The sequence below is a fragment of the Spirillospora sp. NPDC000708 genome (assembly GCF_040299565.1).
Classification (GTDB): Bacteria; Actinomycetota; Actinomycetes; order Streptosporangiales; family Streptosporangiaceae; genus Spirillospora.
Window position 1 is genome coordinate 189,571 of the sequence record NZ_JBEPCJ010000005.1, and the last position, 16,203, is coordinate 205,773.

At 71.4% G+C, this 16,203-nt stretch carries 17 protein-coding genes; 7 read left to right on the plus strand and 10 right to left on the minus strand.

All coding sequences use genetic code 11. The features are described from left to right. Positions 1-1,021: 1,021 nt before the first annotated feature. The gene (locus ABT299_RS06445) at positions 1,022-1,576 is read right to left on the minus strand and encodes an NADH-quinone oxidoreductase subunit B (RefSeq protein ID WP_190853578.1); all 555 of its coding nucleotides are present in this window, start codon (positions 1,574-1,576) and stop codon (positions 1,022-1,024) included. An 84-nt stretch (positions 1,577-1,660) separates the two neighbouring features. Here ABT299_RS06445 and ABT299_RS06450 point away from each other — a divergent pair, with 84 nt between their 5' ends. Both ABT299_RS06450 and ABT299_RS06455 read left to right on the plus strand, forming a co-directional pair. Further along, positions 1,661-2,554, plus strand: coding sequence for a LysR family transcriptional regulator (locus tag ABT299_RS06450; protein ID WP_387028281.1), 894 nt, complete (start codon positions 1,661-1,663; stop codon positions 2,552-2,554). A 594-nt stretch (positions 2,555-3,148) separates the two neighbouring features. Further along, complete coding sequence (locus tag ABT299_RS06455) at positions 3,149-3,772, plus strand: hypothetical protein (RefSeq protein ID WP_500250006.1); 624 nt, start codon at positions 3,149-3,151, stop codon at positions 3,770-3,772. 362 nt (positions 3,773-4,134) lie between these two features. On the opposite strand, the gene ABT299_RS06460 is transcribed toward ABT299_RS06455, so the two are convergent. Beyond that, entirely contained in the window at positions 4,135-4,869 is a 735-nt protein-coding gene (locus tag ABT299_RS06460; protein ID WP_500250007.1) for a helix-turn-helix domain-containing protein, read from the minus strand. On the opposite strand from ABT299_RS06460, the gene ABT299_RS06465 reads away from it, so the two are divergent. Continuing rightward, positions 4,852-5,169, plus strand: coding sequence for a DoxX-related protein (locus ABT299_RS06465; RefSeq protein ID WP_500250008.1), 318 nt, complete (start codon positions 4,852-4,854; stop codon positions 5,167-5,169). The two genes, ABT299_RS06460 and ABT299_RS06465, sit on opposite strands and share 18 nt — an antisense overlap. A 94-nt stretch (positions 5,170-5,263) precedes the next feature. On the opposite strand, the gene ABT299_RS06470 is transcribed toward ABT299_RS06465, so the two are convergent. The 8 genes from ABT299_RS06470 to ABT299_RS06505 form a co-directional block, all read right to left on the minus strand. Further along, complete coding sequence (locus ABT299_RS06470) at positions 5,264-5,725, minus strand: pyridoxamine 5'-phosphate oxidase family protein (protein WP_500250009.1); 462 nt, start codon at positions 5,723-5,725, stop codon at positions 5,264-5,266. A gap of 250 nt (positions 5,726-5,975) precedes the next feature. Then, positions 5,976-6,326 carry a MerR family transcriptional regulator gene (locus tag ABT299_RS06475; protein ID WP_190853569.1) on the minus strand — a complete coding sequence of 117 codons (351 nt, stop codon included), beginning with the start codon at positions 6,324-6,326 and terminating at the stop codon, positions 5,976-5,978. A 10-nt stretch (positions 6,327-6,336) separates the two neighbouring features. Next, positions 6,337-7,095, minus strand: coding sequence for an SDR family NAD(P)-dependent oxidoreductase (locus ABT299_RS06480; RefSeq protein ID WP_347256562.1), 759 nt, complete (start codon positions 7,093-7,095; stop codon positions 6,337-6,339). A gap of 380 nt (positions 7,096-7,475) precedes the next feature. Then, positions 7,476-9,161 (minus strand): putative PEP-binding protein, encoded by a 1,686-nt coding sequence (locus ABT299_RS06485; RefSeq protein ID WP_500250010.1) that lies wholly within the window; start codon positions 9,159-9,161, stop codon positions 7,476-7,478. After that, positions 9,158-9,802 (minus strand): dihydroxyacetone kinase subunit DhaL, encoded by a 645-nt coding sequence (dhaL, locus tag ABT299_RS06490; RefSeq protein ID WP_500250011.1) that lies wholly within the window; start codon positions 9,800-9,802, stop codon positions 9,158-9,160. The genes ABT299_RS06485 and dhaL overlap by 4 nt, the downstream gene beginning before the upstream one ends. A gap of 112 nt (positions 9,803-9,914) precedes the next feature. After that, positions 9,915-10,913: a dihydroxyacetone kinase subunit DhaK gene (gene dhaK / locus ABT299_RS06495; protein WP_500250012.1), complete on the minus strand. Its 999-nt coding sequence runs from the start codon at positions 10,911-10,913 to the stop codon at positions 9,915-9,917. After that, positions 10,910-11,680: an MIP/aquaporin family protein gene (locus ABT299_RS06500; RefSeq protein WP_500250013.1), complete on the minus strand. Its 771-nt coding sequence runs from the start codon at positions 11,678-11,680 to the stop codon at positions 10,910-10,912. Before ABT299_RS06500 ends, dhaK begins: the two co-directional genes overlap by 4 nt. A gap of 169 nt (positions 11,681-11,849) precedes the next feature. Next, positions 11,850-12,626: an IclR family transcriptional regulator gene (locus tag ABT299_RS06505; RefSeq protein ID WP_190853559.1), complete on the minus strand. Its 777-nt coding sequence runs from the start codon at positions 12,624-12,626 to the stop codon at positions 11,850-11,852. Positions 12,627-12,683: 57 nt separating this feature from the next. Here ABT299_RS06505 and dhaM point away from each other — a divergent pair, with 57 nt between their 5' ends. The 4 genes from dhaM (at position 12,684) to ABT299_RS06525 (ending at position 15,860) form a co-directional block, all read left to right on the plus strand. Beyond that, on the plus strand, positions 12,684-13,073 hold the full coding sequence (gene dhaM / locus ABT299_RS06510) for a dihydroxyacetone kinase phosphoryl donor subunit DhaM (RefSeq protein ID WP_387028298.1): 390 nt from the start codon (positions 12,684-12,686) through the stop codon (positions 13,071-13,073). Further along, entirely contained in the window at positions 13,057-13,338 is a 282-nt protein-coding gene (locus tag ABT299_RS06515) for an HPr family phosphocarrier protein (RefSeq protein ID WP_500250014.1), read from the plus strand. Before dhaM ends, ABT299_RS06515 begins: the two co-directional genes overlap by 17 nt. A 946-nt stretch (positions 13,339-14,284) precedes the next feature. Next, on the plus strand, positions 14,285-14,407 hold the full coding sequence (locus ABT299_RS06520) for a hypothetical protein (protein ID WP_500250015.1): 123 nt from the start codon (positions 14,285-14,287) through the stop codon (positions 14,405-14,407). Positions 14,408-14,411: 4 nt separating this feature from the next. Then, the gene (locus ABT299_RS06525; protein ID WP_500250016.1) at positions 14,412-15,860 is read left to right on the plus strand and encodes an MFS transporter; all 1,449 of its coding nucleotides are present in this window, start codon (positions 14,412-14,414) and stop codon (positions 15,858-15,860) included. Positions 15,861-16,203 lie beyond the last annotated feature (343 nt).

Genomic DNA, 16,203 nt, shown 5'->3' on the forward strand with positions numbered 1-16,203 from the left:
CACTACCCGTCGACGGTGGCCTCCGCCGACGCCCACCGCCGCCACTGGGGGCCCTCCTCCTCGGCCTGCATCCGCGCCTGAGCCACCTCGGGGTCGGGTCGGCCATGCGCACCGGCAGCAGCGCGCCCGCAGCCGCAAGCGCTCGCAGCCCTCCACGGCCAGGCGTTCACCCTCGGCCAGCGCTTGGTCGTCGAAGGGGGGGCGAGGTGGGGCGGAAGGGTGAAGGCCGCTGGCCTCACGGAGGGCAGCGGTGTACTTGGCGCCCTGACGCGTGGCGGCGCGGGCCTTCTTGGCGGCGGTGCTCTGCTTCCCTGCCAAATCACCGTGTCGAAGCAATCTGGACGGTCGGCAGGCGGTTCGAACAGGGCCTGCTCAACCACCACCGCTAGGCGGTCGCCAACTTCGTCGAGCAGAGCTTCGAGGCGGCCAATGGGCAGATCCGCGCGATACCGGAGTCGATGATCATCCACTCGGCGGCGACCAAAGGGATTCACGCAGAATCAGTAGGGCGACGGCAGCAGGGCCATCGCCTATCTCAGAGACAACGGCCACCTGCCCGAGCGAGAGGGCGGCGGCCTCGTCCGCGGCCTGCGGTGAATGACGCATACCAATGGGCCGCACCCGGGCACGACCACCTCGCGCGAGGTCCACTTCCGCATGCAGACGATGACCGCTGTGGCCCGGTATCTGATCGGCTGGTTCCACCGCGCTGTCCCGTAACTCGCGGCCGCCCCAGGCTCTGGGAGGCGAACCGCCGTAGCGGGATCGATCTGGCCGATGACGACCTGGCCGCGACGGGCGAGCCGGATGGCAAGGACGCCGGGCAGGGATGTGCTTCGGGTCGATGATGATGCGCGCGTGCTCGGCGGGATGCCGCCGGGTCGGTGCCGGCTCTTCGGCCCGACCGGCAAAGGCGCCGAGGACCACTGGTCGGTGGGTCTCTCGGCTCCTGACCTCCCCAGGGGCCCGCCGGCGCAGGGTTCCCCCGGCCCGACCAGCGCGTCGCCGCGTCGGCCGCCTCCTACTCCGCGGTGGAGCGCATGTCGATCAGCGGGAGCTGCGTGAGGCGGGCCCGTTCCTGCTGGACGACCTCGGTGCGGCGGTGTGCGCCCAGTCTGGTGTTGCGCACCTTGTCGTGCAGCTTGACGATGGCGTCGAGCAGCATTTCCGGGCGGGGCGGGCAGCCGGGCAGGTAGATGTCGACCGGCACGATGTGGTCGACGCCCTGCACGACGGCGTAGTTGTTGAACATGCCGCCCGACGAGGCGCACACGCCCATCGCGATGACCCACTTGGGGGCGGCCATCTGGTCGTACAGCCGCCGCAGCACCGGGGCCATCTTCTGGCTCACCCGTCCAGCCACGACCATCAGGTCGGCCTGGCGCGGCGTCGCCGAGGCTCGTTCCATGCCGAACCGTGAGAAGTCGTGGCGCGGATCGCCGACGGCCATCAGCTCCATGCCGCAGCAGGCCAGGCCGAACGTCATCGGCCACATCGATGACGCGCGCGCCAGCCCCGCCGCCTTCTCGACGGTCGTGAGCAGGAAGTCCCCGGGGATGTGTTCTTCGAGTCCCATAGCATTTCCAGGCTGGCCGGGCGGGCGAGGGTGATCAATGACCGATCGCGCCATGGTCGTTAAGCCAGGCGTCACAATGGGCGCATGGAGATCCGCGAGATCGAGGCGTTCCTGGAGGTCGCCCGGGAGTTGCACTTCGGCCGCGCGTCCCGGCGGCTGGGCGTGTCCACGCCTCGCGTGAGCCAGGCGGTGCGCGCGCTGGAACGCCGGGTCGGCGCTTCGCTGTTCGAGCGGACGAGCAGGCGGGTCCGGCTGACGCCGCTGGGCGAACGTCTGCGCGCCGAACTGCGCCCCGCATACGAGCGGATGGAACGGGCGCTGGAGGAGGCACGCAGCGGCGCGGGCACCGAGGTGCTGCGCGTCGGCGTCGCGACCAGCCTGCCCGGCTCCGTCGTCGACGGGCCGATCCAGGCGTTCGAGCGGGCCCAGCCGCACTGCGCCCTGGTGCGCTCCGCGCACCCCAACACCGACCCGTCCCGCTGGGGGGACGACTGGCCGGTGGACGTCTTCGTCGGCTGGCTGCCCGCCGACCCCGCCCCCGTGGAGGCCATGGGGTTCACCGTCGGCCCCGCCTGGCTGCGCGAGGAACGCGCGGTGCTGGTGGCGGCCGGGCACCCCCTGGCTCGGCGTGTCACCGTCGACGCCGAGGAACTGGCCAATCAAGACATCCTGTATCCGAGCGGCATGCCGCAGAGGCTCGCCGACCTGTGGATACCGCCGGCCACCCCCGGAGGTGCCCCGCTGCGCCGGGTGCACCAGCACAGGTCCGCCTCGCTTGAGGAGGCGATCGTCCTGGTCGCCGCCGGAGACGCCATCCACCTGACGGTCGCCGCGGTGCGCCCGGACAACCCGCACGTCGTCACCGTGCCGGTGTCCGGCCTGCCGCCGGTGATCTGCGCCCCCGTCTGGCCCACCGGCACCGACAACGCCGTAGTCCACGACTTCGCCCAGGTCACCGGAATGCTGCCCCGGCCTTGACCTCTCCCGCTCGGGCTCACCCGCCGCCGTGCCCCGATGGGGAAGCGCTGCGCAGCGGTCCAGACTTTTCCGCCCAGGCGAGGAAGGCAGAGTTCTCCGCCGTGGCCCGAGGGTGAACCGCACACCGGAGGGCGTCGTGGCTCATCTCCGAGTCGCGAGGCGGCTGGTGAGTACGCCCGGCAGGGTGCCGACCTGCCTTTCGGCAACTATTACGCGCTGACCGGCCTGACCGCCCTCGCACTGTGCGCCGCCCATCTCCGCTCCACCCGGCGACCTGGACCGGCGAACCCGGCCGATCCGGGTTCTCGTTTCCGACCGGGGCTGCCAGTAGTCAGCGGCGAGTCCGGCCGCGAGCCCGGCCCCACGCCGCGCCCAAGTCCGCCCGCGAGCCCAATCACAAGCCCGCTGGTGCTGATACGAAGCGCATCCAAAGTTCTGTCCGCGGCATCCTCGACGGTCCAGGTAAGCGTTGGCTTTCCGGCCGCACGTTCACCCGCAGGAGTGATCATGATCCCCCGGAAGGGGGAACCGCGGTCGTGCGCCGGTCGAGAAGCTCGAAGAGCAAGACATGACGTCCTCGATCGGAGTGCACACATGAGCAACGGGAACCGCCGCACATTCGCCCTGGGGTCGGCCGTCGCCATCGGCCTCGCCGCCACCATCATTGTCGGGATCACCGCGGCGTCCCAAACGGGATGGGCGGCGGCCGACGCGCCCGCCCCGGCGAAGCGCGCCCACAGCAGCATCCCACCCGTGGGCGCCAAGGCCACCCACCTCAAGGGTTGGGCCAGGATGTACTTCCCAGCACCCGACAACGACATCCAGGTCACCGTCGACGCGCACGCCACTTTCGATCCCAACGGCGCCTGGCGGCCCACACGATCGTGGGGGACCTTCCGGATCTCCCACCGGTTCAAGCTGCCGGACGGGACCTGGTTCACCAACTGGGGCGATCTGAAGGTGGACTGCCTCACCACCGGCGGACCCACCGCGACCGTCACAGGCACGCTCAACCGGGTCACGCCCGGTGGACCCTGGGAGGACATGCTGAAAGAACACACACGCATGGGGATCAGCTTTTACGTCGCTGGGCGGAACGCCGGCCCCAGCCGGATCGGGCTGAGCGGAGCCCCCCTTCCCGGAGAAGGCGAACTCTCGCGGTGCATGGCTCCAGCGGCCGACGCACCCCTGATCAAGGGCGGCTACACCCTGAATTGATCGCCGAGTCCCGGGGAACGCAGAAGATCGGCTCGGCCTCGTAGCGGCGGGCCGATCACCGTCGGCACGGCCGCAGTCGCGCGGCGGTGCAGCGGCCGCGGGGCGTGATTCGTTGAACGACAGCGACTGGGAAGCTCACGGACAAAGGTGGGAAGGTCGTGTTGGCCACCCGGCGTGCGTCTCGGACCTAGCAGCGAGGCGATTCGATGAGCGGGGTCAGGACAGATGCCGATCGTCACAGCTTCCAGGGCCGCGCACCTCAACGCCGGCCAGGTCTGCCATCGACGCCGTGTCGGCGAAATCTGCTCGGAGGCCGAGAATAGGGCCGACGCGGCCCGGCAGGTGAACGTGCTACGGCGGCGTCAGCGGAGTGAGGCAGGGGTGCGGCCGAGCATGGTCCGGCTCGTCCGGGCGAGGTGGGCCTGGTCGGCGAAGCCGCTGGCGGCGGCGGTGGCGGCGACCGATGCGTGCGGTAGGGCGAAGACCGCGGTTTTCAAGCGGGCCCACTGGCGGAGCCGCACGAGCGGGATGCCGACGGCCGCCCGGACGAGTGTGCGCAGCCGAGACGCGGAGAGATCTACTTCGGCGGCTATGGCGGCCAGGGATTCGCCGGGGCAGGCGCGGAGGGCACGCACCACCCGCGGGTCGAGTTCCGGACCCTGCCCGGTGAGGCCGGTGACCTCGGCCATGCACGAGGCGTCAAGGAGGCGCCGGACGGTGCCGGCGTCCAGCGTGGTGGGGGCAAGAGCGGACGGCAGTAGCCAGGGGTCGATGAACAGGGCCGCGAAGCCGGAGTCGGTCGAGCAGGCATGGGCGTACTGGGGCGGCACGATCACACCGGGCGCGGTGATCGGACGGTCGCCGGACGGATGCACGGTCACCTGGCCGCCGAACGGCAAGACGATCTTGAAGGCCGGGTGCCGGTGCTCGGTGACGTGGAAGGGCCCGCCTTGGCTGAAGAGCGTGAGCCCGGGAGCAAGGAGGAGGCGGTCGTTTCGTTCAAGCCGTGCGTGCGGGGCCGGGAAGAGGGTTGATGCATGCATGCTCTCGCCGCCGTTGCACTGGCCGCCTTCCTGATCGTGGTCGGGGTCGCGCATTTCGTCGTTCCCGGATACTTCCGTTCGCTGGTCCCGTGCTGGCTCGGAGTTGCCAGCGCCATCATCGCACTGAGCGGTGCCGCGGAGATCGCCGTGGGCGGGCTCCTGCTCGTCTGTAGACAGGCCGGTGGTTGGGCCTCCGCCGTATTGATCACCGCTTATCTACCGTCGCACCTCGACGCCCTGTGGCATGCCCGCCGAGACCGGCCCCGCCTGCTCGAACGACCCGTGGGAGTGGCCGCCCGGCTGGTGGTCAACGCCCTGTACATCGCTTGGGCCATCGCGGTGGCCGCCGGGTGAACGGTCCACTACCTCACCCATCCGCCCATCAGACTTATGAGTGCTTCGAGCGGCCGTCCGACCCTGAGGGAGAAAACGTCCACCAGGACGACCGCTACCCCAGCCACACCCCGTCGCGCATGATGACCCTGCCGCGCAGTTCTGGTTCCCCCCGCCAAGCGCGCACTGTCTTCGGCTCCACGCGTACATATACAAAAGGGCCGTCCTCGGCGCGCGGATCCCATCCGAACTTGCCGGCGAACGCGTTCGCAGCGTCCTCGGGCACGTCCTGGTCTGGGAAGCACTCCGCCTCCCCCTCTAGAAGCACCACGTCGAAAGTGTCCGGCAGGGCCAGGCGCACACGCGGCTCCTCGCGGACGTTACGCACAGTCACAGCGGTTGCGCTGGTGCACATCCATACCGCTCGCCCATCCCACGAAAACCACAGCGGCACCTGGTGCGGGCCGTGATCGGGGTGAGCTGTCGACACCCACATATCCCGCTCGGCAGCGAGCCGTTCCAGAGTGTGGCGCCTACGCTCCGGCACCTCGCGATGAGCGATTCCCGTTGATTGCATGAGGTCGACCCTAGTTAGAGCCGTTAAAAGCGCACATGAGTCGCTGGTCCTACTCCCAGCGACCGACGAAGCCCCAACCGGATCGAGGCGATCCGGCGGTGCGGCACCGACCTGGCCACCGCCCCCGCCGCACCAGTTCGCGTTCCCCGGTGTTGACGGATCTGCCGATCGTGGACGTTTGCGGGTGTCTACGGCGACAAGGATCGGTCGGGTCGCTCCGCAGCCCGACCGAGCCTGTGAAAGATCGAGGCTAGCCTTCGGCTTGGGCCAGTACGTCGACGAGACGTTTGCGGACGACACCCAGCGCGGCGATCTTCCCCTCGACGTCGGTGAGCTTCCGGGCGATGACCCGCGCACTCGCGGGACAGAGGGGACCATCGGCGATGTTCTGATCGAGACAGGCCAGGAAGGCATGGACGTCGTTGGCGGTGAAACCGAGTGAGAGCAGCAGTTTGATGTTGCCCACCCGGCCGATCGACGTCTCGTCATACTCCCGGTAACCGTTCGGCAATCGCCGGGCCTGGAGCAAGCCCTGCTGTTCGTAATACCGGAGTGCGCGAATGGTGGTTCCTGCTTCGTTCGCCAGTTCTCCGATCAGCATTGCCCTATCTTCATCCAGCCGCGCTCAGCCCGCCGTCGACACGAATGATCGTACCGGTGAGGTAACCGGCCTCGGGGCGCGTCGCGTTCACGATCCACCAGGCGATCTCCTCCGGTCGAGCGATACGCCCGAGCGGGATCCGGGCCTGAAGCTCCTTGCCCGCCGCGGCGATCTGCTCGTCGGAGAAACCGGCATGGCTCAGCACCGGTGTCGCCGTTATCCCGGGGGCCACGGACAGAACACGAACACCGCGCTGCGCGAGTTCGACAGCCCACGTGTGGGTCAGGAAATCCAGAGCCACCTTCGTCGATCCGTAGACCGAATTGTTCGGCCAGCCATAGTGGGGCGGGTTGGACGTGACATTGACGATGGTGCCGCCGGCCTCCAGATGCGGCAGAGCATGTTGGGCGAGGAACACTGGAGCCAGAAGGTTCGTGGCGAGCTGCTCCTGGGCGACCTTCCGATCGATCGCACCGAGTGGAGCCGGACGAGTGATCGCCGCATTGTTGACCAGGACATCGATGCGGTCGAACGCCTCCAGCGTTGCGGCGACGATATCGGCGGGCGCGTTCGGCTCGGCGACATCGGCAACGAACGTCCGGATGCGCGGATGGTCCCCGGCTGTCTCCGCCAAGCGTCCGGCAGTCCGGCCGACGATGAGAACCTCGGCGCCCCAGGCCGCGAACTGCCGCGCTGTCGCTCGACCGATCCCGGTGCCTCCACCGGTGACCAGCACTGCTCGGCCATGAAGGGTATTCGTCTCTTCCACGCTCGAGACGCTAAACCCTGACCTCGGCGTCAAGGTCAAGGGCTGGGACGGTATCGGACACTCAACCCGGTGAACTTTGGTGGTCAGCGCACATAGCCGTGTCGATGCCGACGTTGATCGCAGCGTGCTGAGTGGCGTAGTCGCGGTCGAACTGCCCGGCGGCCAGGGCCCCACTCCAGGAACGAGCCGAAGGCCACCGGTCCGCGAGCCAGCCGTGATCTGCGTGAAGTCGCGGTGGTCACCTTTTCCGCGCACCAGCGGCGTGCTGGTGCGCCCGGGCCACGGTGGAGTCCACCGAGGCATCCCGGATGATCAGCCCCTCGGCGAATCCGCCCTGTCGGCTCCGACCTGGACGATTGAGCCATGGTGGGGCGGCCGGGTCAGAGCCAGGCGCGTTCGCGGACCAGGGCCCATGACTGTTCGGCGGTGTTGTATCCCAGTGCGGTCCTGGCGATTTCGGCGCAGTCGGCGATGCGGAGGCGGCGGATGCGGTAGCGGATCTCGTCGATGCCGGCGGGGGCTGCTGACAGGGAGTCGACGCCGAGGCCGAGGAGTAGCGGAATGACCAGGGGGTCGGCGGCGGCGTCGCCGCAGACCGAGACGGTGCGGCCGTGGCGGTGGGCGGCCTGGACGACGCGGGCGATCGCGGTCAGCACGCGCGGATGGGCGGTCATCGCGGGTCCGGCGGCGGGGTCGCGGCGATCGAGGCCGAGGATCTGGCCGGTGAGGTCGTTGCTGCCGATGGAGATGAACGCGGCGGCCGCGGCCAGTTCGTGGACGCGTTCGACGGCCTGCGGCAGTTCGACCATGATGCCGAGCGGTGGCGGCGGGACGTCGACGGCCGCGGCGGCCTGGTGGAGCAGACGCCGGCAGGCGTTCAGCTCGGCGAGGTCGGCGACCATCGGGATCATGATGGTGAGGCCGGTGCCTGGGGGCGCGGCGGTGAGGATGGCGCGCAACTGCGCGCCGAAGGCGTCGGGGGCGGCGAGCATGTGCGGCATCGCCCGGCCGAGCCGTTCGGTGGCGTTCTGGGCGGCGAGGAAGGGCGGCAGCTTGTCGTCGGCGAAGTCGAGGGTGCGTACGGTCACCGGACGTCCGGCGAGATCGGCGAGGACCGGCTTCAGGGCGCGGGCGTGCAGCGTCTGGGTCGGCCACCGGGGCGCGTCGAGGAAGGGCAGCTCGGTGCGGAGCAGGCCGATGCCGTCGGCGTTGACCTCGAGCGCCGCTCGCGCGTCGGCAGGGGTGGCGATGTTGGCCAGCAGCGTCACCGGGTGGCCGTCGGCGGTCCGCGCCGGCCGGTCGCGTTCGGAGAGGTAGGCCGCCCGCTCGTCGCGCAGGCGTGCCAGCCTGGCCAGCACCGCCTCGCGTTCCGACGGGGAGGGGTCGGGCCGTACGAGCCCGCACTCACCGTCGATGAGCAGTTCGACCCCGTCCTGGAGGTCCAGGACGGCGGGGTCGAGGCCGACGAGGAGGGGGATCGACAGGGACCGGGCGATGATGGCGGCGTGCGAGTTCGGGCCGCCGGTCACCGAGAGGGCGGCGGCGACCGGGGTCCGCGCGTCGAGCAGGTCGGCGGCGCCGATCTCTCGGGCGATGAGCACGAGGGGCCCGGCCGGGGTGTGCGCGGCGCGGCCGTCCAGCCGGGCGAGCGCGCGCCGGCCCACCTGCCGGACGTCGGCGGCGCGTTCGGCGAGGACCGGGTCGTCGAGGGCGGCGATCGCGTCGGCGTGCCGGCCGACGGCCCGCTCGATCGCCGCGGCCGCCGACGTGCCGTGCGAGGCGTGCCGGACGGCGTCCGCGAGGAGGTCGGGATCGGCGGCGATGTACCCGGTGACCTCCATGATGTCGGCGGCTTCGGGCTGTCCCCGGTGGCGCAGTTCCCGTGCGAGCCGCGCCAGGTCCGCCGCGACGGCCGCGAAGGCGTCGGTGACCAGCTGGACCGGGTCGCCCGCGGGGCGGCGCTGCGGCAGGTGCGCCTCGGCCGTCCGGTCGGTGCGGCGGGCGAGTCCGAGGGCGGCCCCGGGCGCGGCGACCGCACCGGTGAACGCCGCCGCCCGCGCCGTCACGGCCGCACCGCCTCGGCGAGGGCGCGGAAGACCAGGGCCAGGGAGGTGGCACCGGGGTCCTGGTGGCCCTCGCCGCGCGGGCCCAGATAGGAGGCGCGTCCCTTGCGGCCGATCATCGGGATGGTGGCGCGCATCCCGTCCTCGGCGGCGGCGGCAGCGGCCGCGGCGGTCTCGGCCAGGGTGTGGCCGACGGCGACGGCCTTGGCGAAGGCGTCCACGGCGGGCAGATACGCGTCGATCATGGTCTTGTCGCCGGGACGGGCCGCGCCCAGCCGCTGGACGGCCTCCGCACCCGAACGCAGGCCGTCCAGGAGCTGGTCGGCCGTGGCGGTCGTCGTGGCGAGCTGCTTGCCGGCCGCGCGGAACGCCGAGCCGTACAGCGGCCCGGCCGCACCGCCGACGGTGGACATCAGGGTGGTCCCGGCGGTGACGAGCACCTCTCCGGGCGTGGTGAAGTCGCGGCCGTCGAGGGCGGCGATGACGGCGGCGAAACCGCGCTGCATGTTGACGCCGTGGTCGGCGTCGCCGATGGCCGAGTCGAGCTGGGTGAGCTGGTCGGCGTCGCGCTCGATCGCCGCGGCGATCATGCGTACCCAGGCCAGGGCGGTGGCGCTGTCGAAGCCGCCGGAGGTTGTGTCCACGCTGATTCCTTGCTGTGGGCGCCGGTGCGGTGCCGCACCGGTGTGATCGGTCGGGCTGCGGGGTGGGGCCACGGCGCGCCCGCGGGCGCGCGTGCCCCACCGGGTCACGGGTTCAGGGCCCCCAGCGCAGGGCGGGGGTGTTCACCGGGGCGTCCCACAGTTCCAGCATGCGGTCGTCGGCCTGGCAGACGGTGAAGGAGGCTCCGGCCATGTCGAGGCTGGTGACGTAGTTGCCGACGAGGTTGCGGGAGATGTGCACGCCGCGGTCGGCGAGCTGGGCCGCCACCTCGCCGTACAGCAGGTAGAGCTCGATGAGTGGAGTGCCGCCGAGGCCGTTGACCATCACGATGGTCCGCGTGTCGGGGCGCGCGGGCAGGTCGCCGAGGATCGCGTCGAGCGCGGCCGCGACGATCTCGCGGGCGGGTTGCAGCTTCTGCCTGCTGCGGCCCGGCTCCCCGTGGATGCCCACGCCCACTTCCATCTCGTCGTCGGGCAGCTCGAAGCCGGGTTTGCCCGCGCCGGGGGTGGTGCACGCGGTGAGCGCCACGGCGAAGGACCGGGTGGCCGCATTGACCTGGCGGCCGATGTCGCCGACGGCGGCGAGGCCGGCGCCCCGCTCGGCGAGGGCTCCGGCGATCTTCTCGACGAACAGGGTGGCGCCGGTGCCGCGCCGTCCCGCGGTCCAGGTCGAGTCCTGCACGGCCACATCGTCGTCGACGAGCACGGTCTGCACCTCGATGCCGTCGTCCTCGGCGAGTTCGGCGGCCAGCCGGAAGTTCATCACGTCGCCGGTGTAGTTCTTGACGACGAAGACGACCCCGCCGCCGCTGTCGGCCGCCTTGGCCGCGGCGTGCATCTGGTCGGGCACCGGGGAGGTGAAGACCTCCCCGGGGCAGGCGGCGTCGAGCATCCCGGTGCCGACGAAGCCGCCGTGCAGCGGCTCGTGGCCCGAGCCGCCACCGGAGATCAGCGCGACCTTGCCCGCGCGCGCCGGCTCGGCCCTGGTGATCACGCGGTTGACGGTGTCGACGCGGAGGGAGGGGTGCGCCGCCGCCATTCCGGCCAGGGCGTCGCCGAGGACGGTGTCGGGGCTATTGAGGAACTTCTTCATGAGGTGAGTGCCTCGCTCTCCGCCTGCGCGGCCGCGGGACGTCCGGCGCGTGCGGCTTCAGGGGTTCGGTTGAGCACGGCCGTGTAGAGGAAACCGGCGACAACGGCGCCGACGATCTCGGCGGCCAGGTAGACGGGGAGCTGGCCCCAGTGGACGGTGGTCCCGCCGGCCGCGCCGACGAGCATCGGGCCGATCGTGCGGGCGGGGTTGATCGAGGCACCGGTGGCGGGCGCGACCGGGATGATGATGGCGAAGACCGCCAGGCCGATGGCGACGCCGGCGAAGCCGCCGGGCGCGCGGTGGTCGATCGCGCCGAACACGACCAGGGCGAGCAGGAACGTCCCGATGGCCTCCGCGGTGAACGCCTGGCCGGCGCCGACGTCCTTGCCGTACTGGGCGATGCCGAGTCCCGCGTCGATCGCCTTGTCCCCGAGCACGCCGACGATGGCCGCGCTTCCGAGTACCGCGCCGGCCACCTGGGCGACGAGGTAGCCGGGCACCTCGCGCCAGGGCGTCCTGCCGGTCACGGCCAGGGCGAGCGTGACCGCCGGGTTGATGTGGCAGCCGGAGATGTGCCCGATCATGTGGACCGCGGCGACGACCGCGGTGGCGAAGGCCAGCGAGATCATGCCGAGCTGGGCCATGGTGAACGGCGCGTCGCCGCCCACGATGAGGGTGGCCGGCACCGAGCCGACACCGATGAACACGAGCATCGCCGTGCCGAGCATCTCGGCCAGCAGTCTTTGCGGGCGGCTGTTGTCTTCCATGGTCGCCGCCGGGGGGCGATGCCGCCCGGCGCCTCACCTCCTCGCAGGTGATTCCGAACAGCGTTCATCATTAGTGAACGCTGGTCGGAATCTAGATGTCCGGCGAGGGTGTGTCAAGGCTCACATCAGCGGCAGTGCGCACCGGCAGCGCGCACCAGCGGGGGCGCGCTCAGCTCGCGGCGCGGCGGAGCTGGCCGCGGCCCGCGCCCAGATCGCGGGACAGGTTGCGGGCGGTCTCCCGGACCGCCACGGCGAGCTCCTCGACCCGCGGCCCGGCCAGCAGCCGCTCGACCGGCCCCACCACGCCGATGGCGCCCGCGACCTGCCCTGACCGATCGAAGACGGGCGCCGCGATGGCCGCGTCCCCGAGCGTGGCCTCCTGCTCCTCCAACGCGTAGCCCCGCTGCCGGACGTCGGCGAGCTGCTCCGCCAGCCGCTCGGGCGAGGTGATGCTGGCACCGGTCAGTACCGCGAGATCGCCGCCCAGCAGCCGCGCCTCCACCGCCTCGGACTCGAACGCCACGATCGCCTTGCCCAGTGCGCAGGCGCTCCAGGGGACGCTCGCCCCCACCTCCAGGATCTGCACGGCTCCCTCAGGCCGGAAGGCATGGTGGACGACCAGGACATGGTCGCCGGCCAGCACGCCCACCCAGACCGCCTCCCCGGCCCGCGTGGCCAGCTGGTCGGCCCAGGTGAGCGAGCGCGTGCGCAGTTCGTGACCGTCCAGGTAGGCGTTGCCGAGCAGCACCAGCCCCGGGCCGAGGGCGTAGCGGCTGGAGTCGGCGTCCTGCACCACCAGGCCTTCGGCCTCCAGCGTCCGCAGCATCGCGTGCACGGTCGGCTTGGCGACGCCCAGGCGCTCGGCCAGCTCCGTGACCCCGAGCCGCCGGCCGGCGCCCGCCAGCTCTCTCAGAATCCCCACGGCCCGTTGCACAGATTGGATCATCACTCACTCGCTGTTCGGTATTGCTGAACGACGTTCCGGAATCTACAGTCTCTGTTCATGCAGCAACCAGTTGGGATCGTACTCGTGTCGCACAGCCCCGACCTCGCCGACGGGCTGGCCGACCTCGTCCGCCAGGTCGCGCCGGACACGGTGCCCGTCCAGCCCGTCGGCGGAACCGATGACGGCCGGATCGGCACGAGCTATGAGAGGGTCCGCGAGGCGATCACCGCGGCCGACCGCGGGGCGGGGGTCGCGGTCCTGACCGATCTGGGCAGCTCGGTGCTCACCGCCCGCGCCGTCCTGGCCGACCACCCCGACCCTGCCGTGATCATGGTCGACGCGCCCTTCGTCGAGGGCGCCGTCGCCGCCGCCGTCCTGGCGGCCACGGCCGACCTGCCCGCCGTCGTCGCCGCCGCCGAGGAGGCCCGCCATGCCAGCAAGTTCTGACCCCGCCGCGACGATCGCCGCCGCCGACGTCGTCCTCCCGGCGAACCTGCACGCCCGGCCCGCCGGTCAGCTCGCCCAGGCCGCCGCGCGGTTCCGGTCCGCCGTGACCCTCCGGTACCAGGACCGCACCGCGAACGCCGCCGGCATTCTCGCCGTCCTCGGCCTCGGCGCCACCGCCGGCGCCACGGTCACCCTCCACGCCGAAGGCCCCGACGCCGGACAGGCCGTCGAGGCCCTCACCAGGATCCTCGCCGAAGCCGAATAGGGCCCGTCCCCAGACCGAGGGTGGCGAGCGCGGCCGGCAGAGCACCGGCACGGTGCTCGGCCGCGCCACCCAGAACGTCACCAGGGCCGGCGCGCTGATGCCCAGTCGGAACGGCCACCGCGGTGCCTGGTCGTCGGCGTCACCCTGCTGCTCCTGCCGGTCCAGGCGGAACTCGATCAGGTCCAGCAGCCGGCCCCGCACCTGCGGATCCAGCCGGACCGCGATCACCGCGGACCAGTTCTCCTCGGCCATGTGCAGCGCCGACCGCACCATCCGGGTGACCCGGTCGGGTGCCTTCAGCGCCAGCGCAAAGCCCAATCTCGTCGTGCCGCGCTTGCCCGCGATCAGCTCACGCTCGCCGTCCAGCACCGTCACGCGGTGAGTCGGTGGAAGCCTGAAGACGTTGGCTCCCGACACCGGCTCCCGAGGTGGCACGAAGAGAGCCCCGGCTGGAACAGTGGCAGCCTCCTCATCTAGGCCTTGTTTCAGAAGTCGTTGGGCGTGCTGGTCGGCCCTGGTCGCAGCCACTCGCCGATCACGGCGATGTGCACCGTCGCGCGCTCATATCGGGACGCCCAGCATCTCGATCTTGAACTCGTAGCGGAAGACGGGCGTCCGCTCGGCCCGGCCAGCGAGTTGTCACCTTCGTGGTCAGCACAGTGGCCGCGTCGCTGCCGAAGACGTACTGGTCGGTGATGGCCTTGCGGGCGGGCGGCGAGCTGCGCCATGGCCGGGCTCCGACCGGTGGGGTGCCGTCGCCCCCGACGCTAGGAACGACCGCCCACGCCCGGGGCTTGCGTCACCCAACTCGGCCGCCGACTGCACAGCAGTGCGGTCACCGACGCAAGACGTACGTGCAGTCGGTTGACTCAAGCCCGGTGGCGGGCCCCGGTGCATCATCGGTGGCATCCGATCACTCCGCGGACAGGAAGAGATCATGACCCATATGCGCACACCGGTCGTCTTGCTCGGCGAGGACAAGGCCGCCACCGCGATCAGGGGGCGCCGCGCCTTCGAGGGCGGCCGGCTGCCGCACGCGCCCGGCAAGACGATCCTGGCCGCCCGCTGACGGCATGGACCTCCGCTACGCCAGCGCCCGGGGACGGTGGGTGCTCGCCGCCACCGTCCTCGGGTCGGCGGTCGCCTCGCTCGACGCCACCGTCGTGGGCATCGCGCTGCCCGCCATCGGCCGTGACTTCGGCACCGGCCTGGCGAACCTGCAATGGATCGTCACCGGCTACACCCTCACGCTCGCCGGGCTGCTGCTGGTCGCGGGCGCGCTCGGGGACCGCTACGGCCGTCGCCGCGTGTTCGTCATCGGCGTCGTCTGGTTCGCGGTGGCGTCCGCACTGTGCGCGGTCGCACCGAACCCGGGCGCGCTCATCGCAGCGCGGGCGCTCCAAGGCGTCGGCGGCGCACTGCTCACCCCGGGCAGCCTGGCGATCCTGGAGGCCTCGTTCCATCCCGACGACCGGGGCCGCGCGATCGGCGCTTGGTCCGGGCTGAGCGGAGTCGCCACGGCGGTCGGCCCCTTCGTCGGCGGCTGGCTGGTGCAGGCGGGCTCCTGGCGGCTGATCTTCCTGATCAACCTGCCGGTCGCCGCGCTGGTGGTCGCGCTGGCGGTGCGGCACGTCCCCGAGTCCCGCGCCCCGGACGCGACGGGCCGGATCGACCTCGCGGGCGGCACACTGGTCACCCTCGGGCTCGTCGGCCTGACGTACGGGCTGATCAGGGGCGCGTCCGGCGTTCCCGCGATCGTCGCGGGCGGGGTGCTGATCGTCGCGTTCCTGCTGCTGGAACGGCGGATCAGCCGGCCGATGCTTCCGCTGGGACTGTTCCGCTCCGTACCGTTCAGCGCGACGAACGCCGTCACCTTCGTCGTGTACGGGGCACTCGGCGGCGCGCTGTTCCTGCTGCCCATCCAGCTGCAGCAGGTGTCGGGGTACAGCGCACTCGAAGCGGGCATCTCGCTGCTGCCGGTCACCGCGATCACGCTCGCCCTGTCCGCCCGGTCCGGCGCGCTCGCCGCCCGGATCGGGCCGCGCCTGCAGATGACCGTCGGCCCGATCGTCATCGGCGCCGGGTTCGCACTGTTCACCTGGATCGGCCCGTCCGGCGACTACATCTCCGAGGTGCTGCCCGGCGTCGCCGTCTTCGGTCTCGGTCTGGCGATCACCGTGGCGCCGCTGACGTCCACTGTCCTGGCCGCCGTGCCCGCCGAGCGCGCGGGGACTGCCTCGGCCGTCAACAACGACGTGGCCCGCACCGCCTCCCTCATCGCCGTCGCCGTCTTCCCGGCCGCCGCCGGAATCACCGGGGACGCTTACCTGCATCCGGCCTCGTTCTCCGCCGGCTTCCACACGGCAGTGCTGATCGCCGCGTCCCTGTGCGCCTTGGCGGGGCTCGTAGCGGCGGCGACGATCCGCAATCCGCGCCGAGCGGCACCCGAGCCGGGGTTCCACTGCCCGATGGACGCGCCCCCGCTGCGCACCGGGCGGCCGGTGACGTCCCGGTCGCGTTGACCGAGCCCGGTGTTGAGGATGGCCCGGTGTCCTTGTTCGAGCATCACCGGCAGGGAGCTTCGTGTGGTCCGCACGGCAGCTGGCAGGTTGAGCTCCACCGATGCCTTCCACTGCTGATCGATCTCGTCGCGGAGCCGCCGAGGTGTACGGACGCTCCGCCGACGCGTTGACCGGAATGTCGATCCGGTCACCTGCGGCGGCGACCAGCCGGGACGGCCTACGGAGTCGGTGAGGTCGACTTCGACGATGTCGACCGCTCCGGTTCGCACCAACTCCGCGAGATCCTCCGACGACGGGCGGGCACCTCCGCCGACGAGTGCCCGGACGATGGCGGCGCCGAAGC